This window comes from Desulfurobacterium crinifex (genome assembly GCF_054656775.1).
The window spans coordinates 1,680,758-1,692,694 of the sequence record NZ_BAAHXO010000004.1; the positions used below are offsets into that span (position 1 = coordinate 1,680,758).

At 34.9% G+C, this 11,937-nt stretch carries 14 protein-coding genes; all 14 read right to left on the bottom strand.

Going from position 1 to position 11,937, the window contains the following annotated elements:
- The 14 genes from rfbD to ACYQ3A_RS10700 all read right to left on the bottom strand — a co-directional run bounded on the left by rfbD (window position 1) and on the right by ACYQ3A_RS10700 (window position 11,932).
- Complete coding sequence (rfbD, locus tag ACYQ3A_RS10635) at window positions 1-861, bottom strand: dTDP-4-dehydrorhamnose reductase (protein WP_459897307.1); 861 nt, start codon at window positions 859-861, stop codon at window positions 1-3.
- Window positions 858-1,262 carry an HI0074 family nucleotidyltransferase substrate-binding subunit gene (locus tag ACYQ3A_RS10640; protein WP_459897308.1) on the bottom strand — a complete coding sequence of 135 codons (405 nt, stop codon included), beginning with the start codon at window positions 1,260-1,262 and terminating at the stop codon, window positions 858-860. Before ACYQ3A_RS10640 ends, rfbD begins: the two co-directional genes overlap by 4 nt.
- Complete coding sequence (locus ACYQ3A_RS10645; protein WP_459897311.1) at window positions 1,196-1,561, bottom strand: nucleotidyltransferase family protein; 366 nt, start codon at window positions 1,559-1,561, stop codon at window positions 1,196-1,198. The genes ACYQ3A_RS10640 and ACYQ3A_RS10645 overlap by 67 nt, the downstream gene beginning before the upstream one ends.
- 18 nt (window positions 1,562-1,579) lie before the next feature.
- Entirely contained in the window at window positions 1,580-2,569 is a 990-nt protein-coding gene (gene rfbB, locus ACYQ3A_RS10650) for a dTDP-glucose 4,6-dehydratase (protein WP_459897313.1), read from the bottom strand.
- The gene (gene rfbC, locus ACYQ3A_RS10655; RefSeq protein ID WP_459897315.1) at window positions 2,566-3,144 is read right to left on the bottom strand and encodes a dTDP-4-dehydrorhamnose 3,5-epimerase; all 579 of its coding nucleotides are present in this window, start codon (window positions 3,142-3,144) and stop codon (window positions 2,566-2,568) included. Before rfbC ends, rfbB begins: the two co-directional genes overlap by 4 nt.
- Window positions 3,145-3,258: 114 nt before the next feature.
- The gene (gene rfbA / locus ACYQ3A_RS10660; RefSeq protein WP_459897317.1) at window positions 3,259-4,149 is read right to left on the bottom strand and encodes a glucose-1-phosphate thymidylyltransferase RfbA; all 891 of its coding nucleotides are present in this window, start codon (window positions 4,147-4,149) and stop codon (window positions 3,259-3,261) included.
- An 11-nt stretch (window positions 4,150-4,160) separates the two neighbouring features.
- Window positions 4,161-5,075, bottom strand: coding sequence for a glycosyltransferase family 2 protein (locus ACYQ3A_RS10665; RefSeq protein WP_459897319.1), 915 nt, complete (start codon window positions 5,073-5,075; stop codon window positions 4,161-4,163).
- A complete protein-coding gene (locus ACYQ3A_RS10670; RefSeq protein WP_459897321.1) occupies window positions 5,075-5,785 on the bottom strand; it encodes a nucleotidyltransferase family protein in 711 nt (236 codons plus the stop codon). Before ACYQ3A_RS10670 ends, ACYQ3A_RS10665 begins: the two co-directional genes overlap by 1 nt.
- 3 nt (window positions 5,786-5,788) lie before the next feature.
- Window positions 5,789-6,811, bottom strand: a complete 1,023-nt coding sequence (locus ACYQ3A_RS10675; protein ID WP_459897322.1) for a GHMP family kinase ATP-binding protein — start codon at window positions 6,809-6,811, stop codon at window positions 5,789-5,791.
- A 12-nt stretch (window positions 6,812-6,823) separates the two neighbouring features.
- Window positions 6,824-7,927, bottom strand: a complete 1,104-nt coding sequence (locus tag ACYQ3A_RS10680) for a glycosyltransferase (RefSeq protein ID WP_459897323.1) — start codon at window positions 7,925-7,927, stop codon at window positions 6,824-6,826.
- A complete protein-coding gene (locus ACYQ3A_RS10685) occupies window positions 7,915-9,087 on the bottom strand; it encodes a glycosyltransferase family 2 protein (protein ID WP_459897324.1) in 1,173 nt (390 codons plus the stop codon). The genes ACYQ3A_RS10680 and ACYQ3A_RS10685 overlap by 13 nt, the downstream gene beginning before the upstream one ends.
- Window positions 9,062-10,288: a CDP-glycerol glycerophosphotransferase family protein gene (locus ACYQ3A_RS10690; RefSeq protein WP_459897325.1), complete on the bottom strand. Its 1,227-nt coding sequence runs from the start codon at window positions 10,286-10,288 to the stop codon at window positions 9,062-9,064. Before ACYQ3A_RS10690 ends, ACYQ3A_RS10685 begins: the two co-directional genes overlap by 26 nt.
- An 8-nt stretch (window positions 10,289-10,296) precedes the next feature.
- Window positions 10,297-11,268 carry an NAD(P)H-dependent glycerol-3-phosphate dehydrogenase gene (locus tag ACYQ3A_RS10695; RefSeq protein WP_459897326.1) on the bottom strand — a complete coding sequence of 324 codons (972 nt, stop codon included), beginning with the start codon at window positions 11,266-11,268 and terminating at the stop codon, window positions 10,297-10,299.
- 1 nt (window position 11,269) lies between these two features.
- Window positions 11,270-11,932: a phosphocholine cytidylyltransferase family protein gene (locus ACYQ3A_RS10700; protein ID WP_459897452.1), complete on the bottom strand. Its 663-nt coding sequence runs from the start codon at window positions 11,930-11,932 to the stop codon at window positions 11,270-11,272.
- Between the last annotated feature and the right edge of the window lie 5 nt (window positions 11,933-11,937).

The window sequence follows — 11,937 nt, forward strand, 5'->3', positions numbered from 1 at the left end:
TTATTTCACTATCCTCTCCAACTCCTCTTCCCAACCCGGAATCTCTATGTTTAATTTTTTTGACAGTTTCCTATTACTCATAGCGGAAAACTTTGGTCTTTTAGCAGGTAAGTTAAATATTTCACTGGAAACTGGATATATGAACTTGTTAATTCGTTTTATCCTGAAAACTTTCTTCGCCCATTCATAACGGGAAGCATAACCAGAGTTTGTTAAATGGTATAAGCCTTCTAAACCTTCTTTTAGTGCTTTTAAAGTTATACTGGCAATTGTTCTCGTAGATGTCGGGACAGATACTTCATCGTAAGAAATTTTCAAATAGTCACTATTTTCTGCCCACTTCAGAAGTTTATGGACAAAGTTTTGCTTACCTTCACCATAAACCCAGCTAACCCTGAGGATTAAAAAGTTGTCTATTTCTTCCTTTATAAACTTCTCACCTATCAGTTTGCTCTTTCCGTATTCATTTAGAGGATTTGGTTTATCATCCTCTATATATAGACCATTTTCCTTCTTTCCGTCAAATACATAATCGGTACTATAGTGAACTAAAAAAGCTCTATATCTATTACACGCAAAAGCCAGATTCCTAACACCAACACTATTTACTTTCACTGCACTTACATAATCTTCTTCAGCTTTATCTACAAGATTATAGGCTGCACAGTTGATAACAACATCTGGCTTTATGCTTTCAAAAAGCTCTAAAACTTGATTTAAATCCGAAATATCACACTCTTCTCTCCCTACAGCTATCCATTCAACAAATCTCCCATTTAACGATCTAACTAATCCCCCATTCAACCATTTAACAAACTCCCTTCCAAGCTGTCCTTTTGCACCAAAAATGAGATATTTCATTCCTTCCTTAACTCCTGTAGTATGGTCTTAAATGTGTTCAAAAATTCCTCTTTCACTATCTCCCTGTAAATTTTCTTCGCTTGCTCTTCGTCATAAACATGTACAAGAAGATTTCTAAGCATTATCATATCAAACAAAACCTCTTCAAACTCCATGGAAACAATGCCTTCTTTCAAAAGCTCTCTGAAACAGGAACGTGGAGAGTTACACTCTAAACCTTGAGTTCTCAGAAACTCTTTTACAGCTTTCCACATGGATTCAAAAGTATATTCAAATCTTTTAGTGGTAATTTCAACAAGCAATTCGTGAGATAAATTAAAACTATCTGGAAATCTTACTGCTTCTTCAAACTTTCCAAATGCTTTTTCAAATTTTGAAAGAGCTCTCTTGAACTTTTCCAAACCTTACCTCTCTCAAGAACTGAAGATAGAAATCTTTCATCATTAACTTTTGCAAGATCAACCAGATCCACTTCACGCAAAATAGGAGATTTCTCAATTTCCTCAAGTACATTAATATACTCCTTAGAAGTTAAAGGAGCACCACAAAAAACTCCAACATCTATGTCAGAAGTTCTGGAAAATTTATCAGTTAAAACCGAACCAAAAAAGATTATTAAACAATTTTTGTTAACCGCCCTTTCAATAGCTTTTCCAACAATTTCCATATAATCATTGGGAGTGTAAGCTTTAAACTTCATTATCTTAGCCCCTTCCTATTAATGATAAACTTTTTTCCAGTACTCCTGGAGCTCTTCCAATTTCCTCTTAGCCCAATCAAGATTTTCAAGATACCACTTTACGGTTTTCTCTATCCCTTCTTCAAATTTAACCTTAGCTTTCCAACCGAGCTCTCTTTCTGTCTTCTCTGTATTAAGAGAATATCTGAAATCGTGTCCTGGTCTATCTTTTACAAAAGTTATTAAGTCTTCTGGTTTGTTTAGTATTTGCAGTATTGACTTAACTACATCTATGTTCCTTCTCTCTTCTCCACTACCAACATTATAAATCTCCCCTGATTTCCCTCTTTCTATAATCTCAAATACTGCTTCTGCACAATCAGAAACAAAAAGCCACTCTCTAATGTTTTCACCTGTCCCATAAACAGGAACAGGTTCATCATTTAAAGCCTTTAGAATAACCACGGGAATCAGTTTTTCAGGATACTGCCAGTAACCGTAATTATTAGAAGGACGAATAGTTATTACCGGTAACCCATAAGTTCTATAATAAGCTCTTCCAAGCATGTCAGCAGAAGCCTTACTTACAGAATAGGGAGAATTCGGATTAAGAGGCGTATCTTCACAAAACTGTCCATCTTCTCCAAGTTCTCCATAAACTTCATCCGTTGCAATATTTACAAAGAGATTTACGCCAGTTTCTTTTGCTACATCCAAGAGGACTTGTGTTCCTTTCACGTTTGTCTCAATAAACGGCGAAGCATCGAGAATACTTCTATCTACATGGCTTTCTGCTGCCCAGTGAACAACAACATCAGGTTTTTCTGTTTTAAAGATATGTTCCATAAACTCTCTATTGGTTATGTCTGCCTTGTAAAAACTAATTTCATCCTTTACCTCTTTTAACCTCTCTAAGTCTCCTGCGTAAGTGAGCTTATCAACAACAATCGTTTCTAAACCTTTCTCTACTGCCTGTCTTACAAACTCACTCCCTATAAATCCTGCTCCACCGGTAACAAGTAGTTTCATTTGCCCTCCCTTTCTTCATACACAAGATTCACCTCTGCATCCTTTAAAAACGGAGCTATCTTATCCTTTTCAGAAAGGATAGGTTCTCCTTCAAGTGGCCATTCTATGCCTATATCCGGATCGTTCCATCTTATACTTCTATCATGTTCTGGTGAATATTCACCACCTGAAACTTTATAAACAATTTCAGCTTCTTCTGAAAGAGTTAGAAAGCCATGGGCAAAACCTTTTGGTATCCAAAGCATTAGTTTGTTTTCCTCTGAGAGCTCCACCCCTACCCACTTTCCAAAAGTCGGGCTTCCCTTTCTTATGTCAACAGCAACATCAAAAATCCTTCCTTTTATACACCTTACCAGTTTTCCTTGAGCTTTTGGTTCAAGTTGATAGTGAAGTCCTCGCAACACCCCTTTTACGGATTTTGAGTGATTATCCTGAACAAAATCGGTATCAATTCCAACTTTCACAAAATCGGACTTTTTATAAGTTTCCATAAAAAAACCTCTCTCATCACTAAACACTTTTGGCTTTACAATAATTACTTCTGGAATTTCAGTTCTTATGAACTCAAATGGCATAATTCCTCCTGAAAGTGAAGTGTGAGCAGTGAACAGTGAACGTAAACAGTGAAATGTGAGATGTAAACAGTGAACAGCAAAATGTAAAAAGCCACCTTGCTATCCACTCTCTTTTCACCTCTTCACTTCTTCACCCTTCACTAACTCCATCAAATACTTCCCATAATCCGTCTTTGCAAGGGATTTGGCAAGTTCTAAAAGTTGCTCTCTATCTATCCACCCATTTCTATAGGCAATTTCCTCTATACATCCAATCATAAGTCCTGTTTTCTTTTCAATTGTTGCTACAAACTCTCCTGCTTCAAGGAAACTATCATGAGTTCCTGCATCAAACCATGCAAATCCTCTTCCTAAAAGTTTCACTTTTAGTTTTCCACGTTTTAAATACTCTTCATTAACAGAAGTTATTTCTAATTCTCCTCTATCTGATGGTTTTATATTCTCAGCAATTTTAACAGCATTATTGTCATAAAAATACATGCCTACAACAGCATAGTTGGATTTAGGTTTTTTAGGTTTTTCTTCCATTGATTTTACATTTCCCTCTTCGTCAAACTCAACAATTCCAAATCTTTCAGGATCTTTAACATAATAACCAAAAACATAAGCTCCACCGTTTTCTTCAATCTCTTTTTTCGCTTCAGCCATGATTTTTACAAGATCATGTCCAAAAAAAACATTATCTCCCAACATGTAACAGATATTATCATTCCCTATAAACTCTTTTGCTAATATCAATCCTTCTGCTAATCCATTAGGTTTTTCCTGGATTCGATACTTTATATTCATTCCCAGCTTGGAACCGTCTCCAAATAATTCTTGAAAATCTCCCAAATCAGCAGGATTAACAATAAAAAGAACCTCTCTAATCCCAAGAAGCATTACCAGGGACAAAGGATAATAAATCATAGGTTTATTGTATACAGGAAGAAAATGCTTATTCACAACCTGCGTAACTGGATAAAGTCTTGTTCCACTACCACCTGCAAGAATTACTGCTTTCACTTTCTGACCTCCTATTCCTTATCCCACCACAATGGAAACATGCTCAGTTTTTTACGTAATCTTTGAGGAATTTTTGTGCAATGAAAACCAAGTTTATAACCCAAATACTTTAAAAAATTCCTAATTAGAAACTCGGGAATTAGATAATACGCGTTATTATTGATCAAAAATCGAAATTCTGACTTTATGTATCGGAGACCTTCTCCTTCAGGCTTTCCAAAAGTATCCAATATCCACTTTTCCATTTTATGAAAAGCTCCAACGTCAAAATAACGTTTAAAATCCTGCAATACCGAATATGAATGAGAATGGAACACTCGTGCTTCAGCAGAATAAGCTATTTTATAGCCTGCAAGAAGAATTTTAGCAGCAGCAATCGAATCTTCTCCAAAAATAACTCCACTTTTGAACCAGCCTATTTCTTCAAGAACACTTTTCCTGTATGCAGCAAAAGAGTTGGATAAGAAAACCACTTTGAACCCAAGATTTTTTCTATCCTCCAGACTTTTAGTAAACGACACGGACGGATAATTGAAGTATCTTAAATGCTTACCGAAAAGGTTAGTATTTTCATACGGAACCTGCCTTCCGTAAGCAGCACCCACCTCCTCGCTTTCAAATACTTTCACTATATTTTCTATAGAAAATCTATCTGCTGGTATTGCATCTTGCGTCAGGTATATCAATATATCCCCAGCAGCCAACTTTGCAGCTTTAGTTCTTGTTCCCCCGTGATCAAATTCCTCTTTTGGAATGATAACTACTTTTGCCCCAAAGTTTTTGGCAATCTCTACAGTATTATCTGAGGAAGAGGAATCAATTACGATTATTTCATCCAATTTTTGAGTCTGAAAAGATAGCGCTTCCAACAACTTTTTTATGTACGGCTCAGCATTGTAAGTGGGAATAATAACTGACAACTTCATTAGACATTCCCTGCATATACAGGTATCTCTCGTTGTGCCTTCATATAATCTTCAGGTATCCCAATATCAATAAAATAGTTATCGTATGGTTTCCCAAAGAACACAAACTTCTTATATTTCTTTTGAAGAAAGTCCTTTTCAAAGGAAAATACCTCTGGAGAAGAGAGAGAAAGAAACCATTCTTTCTTCAAAATGTAAATTCCTGCATTGACAAAACCTTCCAGATAAGCTGCTTTTTCGTGGAATCCTATAATCTTTCCATCCCTATCAATGTCCACAACTCCATACCTTTGACAACTACTTAGATACTTCAAAGCAATCGTAAGAAACGCTTTTTTTGATCTATGAAACCTGAGAAAATCCTTGAAAGGAATATTGAAAAATGTATCTCCATTCAACACCACTACATCTTCACTCTCTGCAAGTGCCATCGCCTTTCTTATCCCTCCCCCTGTACCAAGAGGCTTATCTTCCACAGAATACTCTATAAGAAGCCCTTTATAGGAAATACCAAAATGTTTCACTATACACTCATATTTATAGCCAACAGCTAAAATTACTTTTTCAATCCCCTGGAGAAGTAAAAAATTCAAAAGATATTCAAGGAAAGGAACACCACCTATAGGAGCCATGGGCTTAGGAACATCAGAAACCAATTTTTTTAATCTTGTACCAAATCCTCCAGCAAGAACTATTGCCTCTAACGCCATTTTTCACACTCTCCACGTCTCAAGACCATGTTTTGTAAATTGATACCGATAAAAAATTCCTCCAAACTCCTTAAGAGCATTCATCACTCCATATCTGCAATTTCCAGGACAGTAAAAAATCATAAATCCTCCCCCTCCAGCTCCAGAAATTTTTCCTCCTGTTGCCCCAGCTCTCAGTGCAGTTTCATAAATCTCATCTATTGCAGAATTCGTAATCCCTGAGGCCATCTGCTTTTTATATCTCCACCCGTAATCAAGAATTTCTCCAATTTCATGAAGATCTCCTCTTAAAATAGCTTCTTTCATCCGCACAGCCTGTTCCTTTAATTTATGTATCGCTTCAACTGGTCTATTCTGTCTTCTTTCCACACTCTTTATTTGCTCCTCTATTATTTTTGATGAAAGACGACTCGTACCTGTATAGTAAAGCAGGAGATTCATTTCAAGTTCGTTGATATACTCTCTCTTAACCCTTAAAGGATTAACAATTACTCTATCATCTTCATAGAATTCCATAAAGTTAAAACCACCGAAAGTAGCAGCATATTGATCCTGTTTTCCACCAGCCATTCCCAGGTCTATCCTTTCTATCTCATAGGCAAGTTTCGCTATATCATACTCTCCTAAAGGAAGCCTAAGCCATTCAACAAATGCTCCAACGACAGCAACAACAAGAGTTGATGAACTTCCAAGACCCGATCCCGGAGGAACATCAACATAGGTTGTAAGCGTAAAAGACAAAGGTTTCTTCACAAACATCTCAACAATCCGGTTGTAGACACCTTTCAGTAAATCAAGTCTCCCATCTATTTCAAGAAACCTCTTTGACTCCAATTCAACTCTTTCATTCCTGTCAATAGCACTAAATACTATTCTGTTATCTGTACGAGGCTCTATTGTTGCGTAAGCATACATATTAATAGTTGCATTCAGAACAGCTCCACCATAAATATCCGAATAGGGAGGAACATCAGTCCCTCCTCCTGCAAGCCCAATACGTAAAGGTGCTCTTGCTCTAATTATCAACTTGCCTTCTCCTTAATGAAGATTAAGTAACCTCCTAATGTAGAAGGGAAAATCTTTGATGTCACATATATATAAATTATCGTTCTCTATACCTTCTGCTCCTACAGGAGTGGATATCACCGGCATGCCACATTCAAGCATCTCAAGTGTTTTAACTTTTATCCCTGCACCAGTAAGAAGAGGTACTATCCCAAGTTGACATCTTGCAAAATACTCAGCTGGATCTTCTACATATCCCGTAACAATTATATTCTCCGAAGAAAGTTTCTTCACCCGCTTAGATGGAGAACTACCAACAACATATAACTTGAGGTTATTTTTCACTAAAAAATCCTTGTGGAGTTTAACAAACTCAATAACCGCTTCCTCATTTTCCTTCCTGTTCATCGCTCCCCAAAAAAGAAGGCTCCCCGGTTCCTGTCTGATTTTTCCCCTTAAAGATTTCGCTCTGGAAACAAACTCTGACAATGGAGGATGAACAACCTCTATTTTGCTATCTGAAACCGCATAAAGTGATGTTACAAGTTCTTTATCTTTCGGAGAGTGAACCATTATTTTATTGATTTTATAAAAGAGATTTTTTTCAAACTCAAACGTTCGGAAAGCTTCAAATGACAATGAAATATATTTCCATATGCTTCTCATTTGTTTCCTTAAAACAGACTGAAACAAAATGTCATGACAGCTAACGGAAGTATATATACCTGCATCTTTTAATTTTTTCTCAATAAATGGAAAATAAACTGCTGCATGCGTAAATTCAAAGTGTAAAACATCATAATCATTTATACTACTTCTAATGTAATCAAGGACTTTACTGGAGAATCTATTCATGACCTTCAATGGAAAAAACTCTTGAGATTTCAAAACATTAACCAATTTTTTTCTTTTTGTTAAAGGAATTAGGAGCTTAATAGAAACATTTTTCAATTCTGATAAGGAAGCTAAATCTATCTCTTCCTTATTGCAAACAACTATTAAATCTACTTTCTCAAACCTCTCCGAATACTCCCTTAAAATTTTAAATGCCGTTCTATGCCCAGCATACTTAGCTTTAAAGTTCGGGAAATGGGCTGAAATAACTAAAAGTTTTTTCCCCATCTTTAATTTTTCCATAACTCCTCTAAGGCAACCTTTATCAGTTTTATTCTATTGAATTGTCTCCGACGTATTCTATTAAAAGCCACTACACCAAGTCCCAAACACACACTCAATATACATTCAGGAAAAAACTTCTTTGTAAACAGGATCTTATTCTTAGTCAAATAAAAATCAGAAATCTCACTTCGTTCTTTACCTTTAGAACTTGTTCCAATACTTCTACCTTCCTTATGATAAATTCTACTTTTCCAACAATATCCCAACTGATAACCCTTTCTTTTCCCTCTCAGTGCCCAATCTACCTCTTCAAAATACAAGAAATAATCCTCACACATCAAACCCACTTCTTCTATAAAATCCCTACTAACCAACATGGACGCACCAATGACATAATCCATTCTTTTAGAAACTTCCTCACTGTCATACTGTCCTCTGTCCTTTTCAAAAATTCCCAGATGCTTATTTACAGCAAGCCATTTATTATATATTCCCCCTACTCCCTGTATTATTTCCGGACTATCATAATAAAGAAGCTTAGAACCTGTAATTCCAACTTTTTTTTTCTTTCTTCTATATTCTTCAAACTTCCAAACCAACTCAGATAGAGCATTTTTCTCCACAACGGTATCGTTATTTAAAATCCATACATATTTAAAATCATCTTTAGCTAAGGCGTACCTAATCCCAACATTATTCCCACCAGCAAAACCTAAGTTCTCTCCAGTCTGAATTAAAATGAGTGGATAGTTAGTTGAATAGTTGATTGGTTGAATGGTAGATTTGTCAGATGGTTGATTAGTTGATGGAGAAAATGGTTGCTCTATTCCCTTTTCACCATTTGACGATTCAACCATTAAACTAATTTCCAAATCACTATTACCACCTTTCTCAGCTTCTTCACGAGTATAGTAAACATAAGGAATCGGCTTTTTAACAGGTGGAAATGAAAGGTATTTTAAAGGATGAGCAGGTCTCACCCATACATCCAATTTCCCTTCAGTCCACTTCTTTATGCATTCCATAGAGTTATTTGGAGAATTATTATCCACAACAACAACTTGATAATTTGGATAATCATTTCTTAATACACTTTCCAAACATTCAATAGTATCGACCCAGCCGTTGTAGTTAAGAATAACAACATAAACCTTAGGATATACTTTTAATGATTTCATTAAAGACCCTCTTACTACTATTTCCATCTTGATATTTATGAAAAATTTTCTTTATTCTTTCACGTTCTTTCCCGTATTTTTCAGGATTTTCTATAGCTTCTTTAAGATACACCAAAACTTCATTCCAATTTTTTGCTTTAGGGCCTGGAGTAACTTCATTATAGTCATAATAAAACTCTCTATCATTCTTTAGATAACTCTCCATATCAAAAGGAGCAAAGATAATAGGTTTATCTAAAAGTAAAAAATCAAAATAGACGCTAGAATAATCTGTTATCAATATATCTACTAATTTCAATATAGCATAAATATCGTGTTCTATTAAATCATCATTTAGCATTATTATATTTGAAAACTTCTTCTTTCTTAGATGTAAACTTTCATTTGTATGATAGTAATGAAGCTTAACCAATAGCATACAATTTAATTCTTGTAACTTCTTATCTATAAATTCCATATCAGAAAACAACAGCTTACTTATATCCATTTCCCCTTCTTTTCTATGTGTTGGCATATATATAGCCAACTTCTTTCCTTTCAACTTAAGATGAAGCATTTTTTTTGCAAATTCTAAATTTTCTCTATAATCTTGAAAGAAAGAATCATTTCGAGGATATCCAGTTACTTTAACTCGTTCTAAAGGAACTCTAAAAGCTGAACTTATCTTCTTCCGGACTTCCTCAGAAGTGGCAATAAGCAAGGCATCCGAATAATATAAATTTTTCTTCAAAAAAGGGAAAACTAAAAATAGGATTTTTTTAAAAGTAGTTGGAGGTCTAAAAGTTACTTTATCATCAAACATTATCCTTTTTAAAGGAGTTCCATGCCAAAGTTGGACAATCTGCATATTACCTGTTAAATACATGTTTATATCTCTTAACCCAGTTGAGATAATTCCCACCTTTGCTCTCAAGGAATATACTATCCCTTTTAGACTGGAAATTTTTAATACATTGTAACCTTTGTTCTTTACAATTTCAAAAGTTTTTCTATTGGAAGTTAACCAAACAGCCTTTATTTCCGGATGATACTTGTTGACATACTCAAACAAATACTTACTATTATCAGCGTATCTTTCCCCAAACCAGGCTCCAAATACCCAGAGATTTTTATCCTTTGGAATTATAAAAGAAAGCCAATAAAGAGGTAACATTACTACATATATAAGAAGCTTCTTTAGTTTTTCCAAGGCTATCCTCATACTGCATCTTACTCCTGAGTTAAAATACGATTAATAAAATCCTGAACAGATACCTTTCCTTCAAGAAGTTTATAGAGCAAAGCGATAATAGAAAAAGTTCCATTTTGGGAAAGTAATCTCCTATAGACCACTTTTATAGCCCTAACACCCTCTAAAACTACACTACTTTGATTTTGTGAGTTACGAAGAAATCCTTTACCAATCATAAGTCCTAAAGTTCTATTTCTACTAAGATCATTAAGACCGGTTAATCCGAAATCTCCAATACCACAATATCTATATAGAGTTTCCTCACTACCACCAAAAATCTTCAATATCCCTTTTATTTCATTAAATGCTTTTGTCAGTATCAGGAATCTTGTATTTGCTGAATTAAAATGTGCATCCACAATACCCAGGGCTATAGCGTATATATTCTTCAATACACTTAACAATTCTACTCCTATAATATCATTAGAAAAATCCAAACATATATTTGTATCGCGCGCGATTCTCCTAACTATCTCAAAATCTTTTACACTTTCACTTCCTACAGTAAAAGCAGAGGGAAAACCTCTAATAAGCTCATCAGCAAAAGTAGGTCCTTTCATGGTAATGACGCGGTTATCTGGTAAAAGTTTTCTTAAACTTTCAATCAGAGTTTCACCATCTTTTCCAAATCCTTTAGCTAAATTAACTATCAAACTTTTCGAATTGACATAAATTTTATTATCTTGAATAAACTCAATAATGGAACTTGATGGTATAGCTAAAAAAACCACATGTGCATCCTCAAGCACATTTACACCAACCTTAGCACTTATACGATTGTTAAGCTGAACATAAGGAAAATATTTAGTGTTTATTTTTAAAGAATTAATAGCATCTGCCACTGCTTGCTCTCTTGCCAGTAATACAACCTCATTCTCACTGTTATAAGATAAACTGTTTCCTAAAGCCGTACCAAAAGTACCTGCACCTACTATAACAATCTTAGGCATTTTAGAATAGCTTCCTCATATAGTCTAAGTCTTCTTGGAAATCAATTTCTATACATTTATACATTGAAACGTCAACAGCTTTAAAAACGATACCACTCTCTTTAATAGACATCTCTATTGCTTTTTCAAAATAATCTTGCATTGTACATCTTTTTAAATTATGCAAGAATACCTGAAAATCTTCTTTTGTAATCTTATTAACGCCAACTGCTTCCCCATCTGCATTAACAACTTCCTTAGATATCTCTATTATCTCACAGCTACTATTCATCCTGTATTTAACTTCCTCTTCTCCACAATCCAATCTATTAACTGCTATAGCATTACCACTTTCCCTTATAACTTTCTCCAGCACCCCTTCCTCCAAGAAAACATCCCCATTAATCCATACTACATCATCTGGATAAATTAATTCCAAAGCTTTTTCCAAACTTTTAGCAGTGTTGGTTGTATGAAAAATAGGATTATAAACATACATCACTTCAGGATACTTCTCCATGATCAACTCTTTCTTGAATCCTACAACAACTATTATCTCCTTAATATTCAATCTTTTTAATATGTTTATTTGATTCTCTAAAAGTGTTTTTCCGTCTGGCAATATTGTTAAACTTTTGGGTAACTGTTTTCCTAATCTACTACCTACTCCCGCAGCTAAAATCACTGCTT

Coding starts and splice junctions, on each gene's coding strand:
- rfbD (WP_459897307.1), bottom strand. CDS start 861: ATGAAATATCTCATTTTTGGTGCAAAAGGACAGCTTGGAAGGGAGTTT.
- ACYQ3A_RS10645 (WP_459897311.1), bottom strand. CDS start 1,561: ATGAAGTTTAAAGCTTACACTCCCAATGATTATATGGAAATTGTTGGA.
- rfbB (WP_459897313.1), bottom strand. CDS start 2,569: ATGAAACTACTTGTTACCGGTGGAGCAGGATTTATAGGGAGTGAGTTT.
- rfbC (WP_459897315.1), bottom strand. CDS start 3,144: ATGCCATTTGAGTTCATAAGAACTGAAATTCCAGAAGTAATTATTGTA.
- ACYQ3A_RS10665 (WP_459897319.1), bottom strand. CDS start 5,075: ATGAAGTTGTCAGTTATTATTCCCACTTACAATGCTGAGCCGTACATA.
- ACYQ3A_RS10670 (WP_459897321.1), bottom strand. CDS start 5,785: ATGGCGTTAGAGGCAATAGTTCTTGCTGGAGGATTTGGTACAAGATTA.
- ACYQ3A_RS10680 (WP_459897323.1), bottom strand. CDS start 7,927: ATGGAAAAATTAAAGATGGGGAAAAAACTTTTAGTTATTTCAGCCCAT.
- ACYQ3A_RS10685 (WP_459897324.1), bottom strand. CDS start 9,087: ATGAAATCATTAAAAGTATATCCTAAGGTTTATGTTGTTATTCTTAAC.
- ACYQ3A_RS10690 (WP_459897325.1), bottom strand. CDS start 10,288: ATGAGGATAGCCTTGGAAAAACTAAAGAAGCTTCTTATATATGTAGTA.
- ACYQ3A_RS10695 (WP_459897326.1), bottom strand. CDS start 11,268: ATGCCTAAGATTGTTATAGTAGGTGCAGGTACTTTTGGTACGGCTTTA.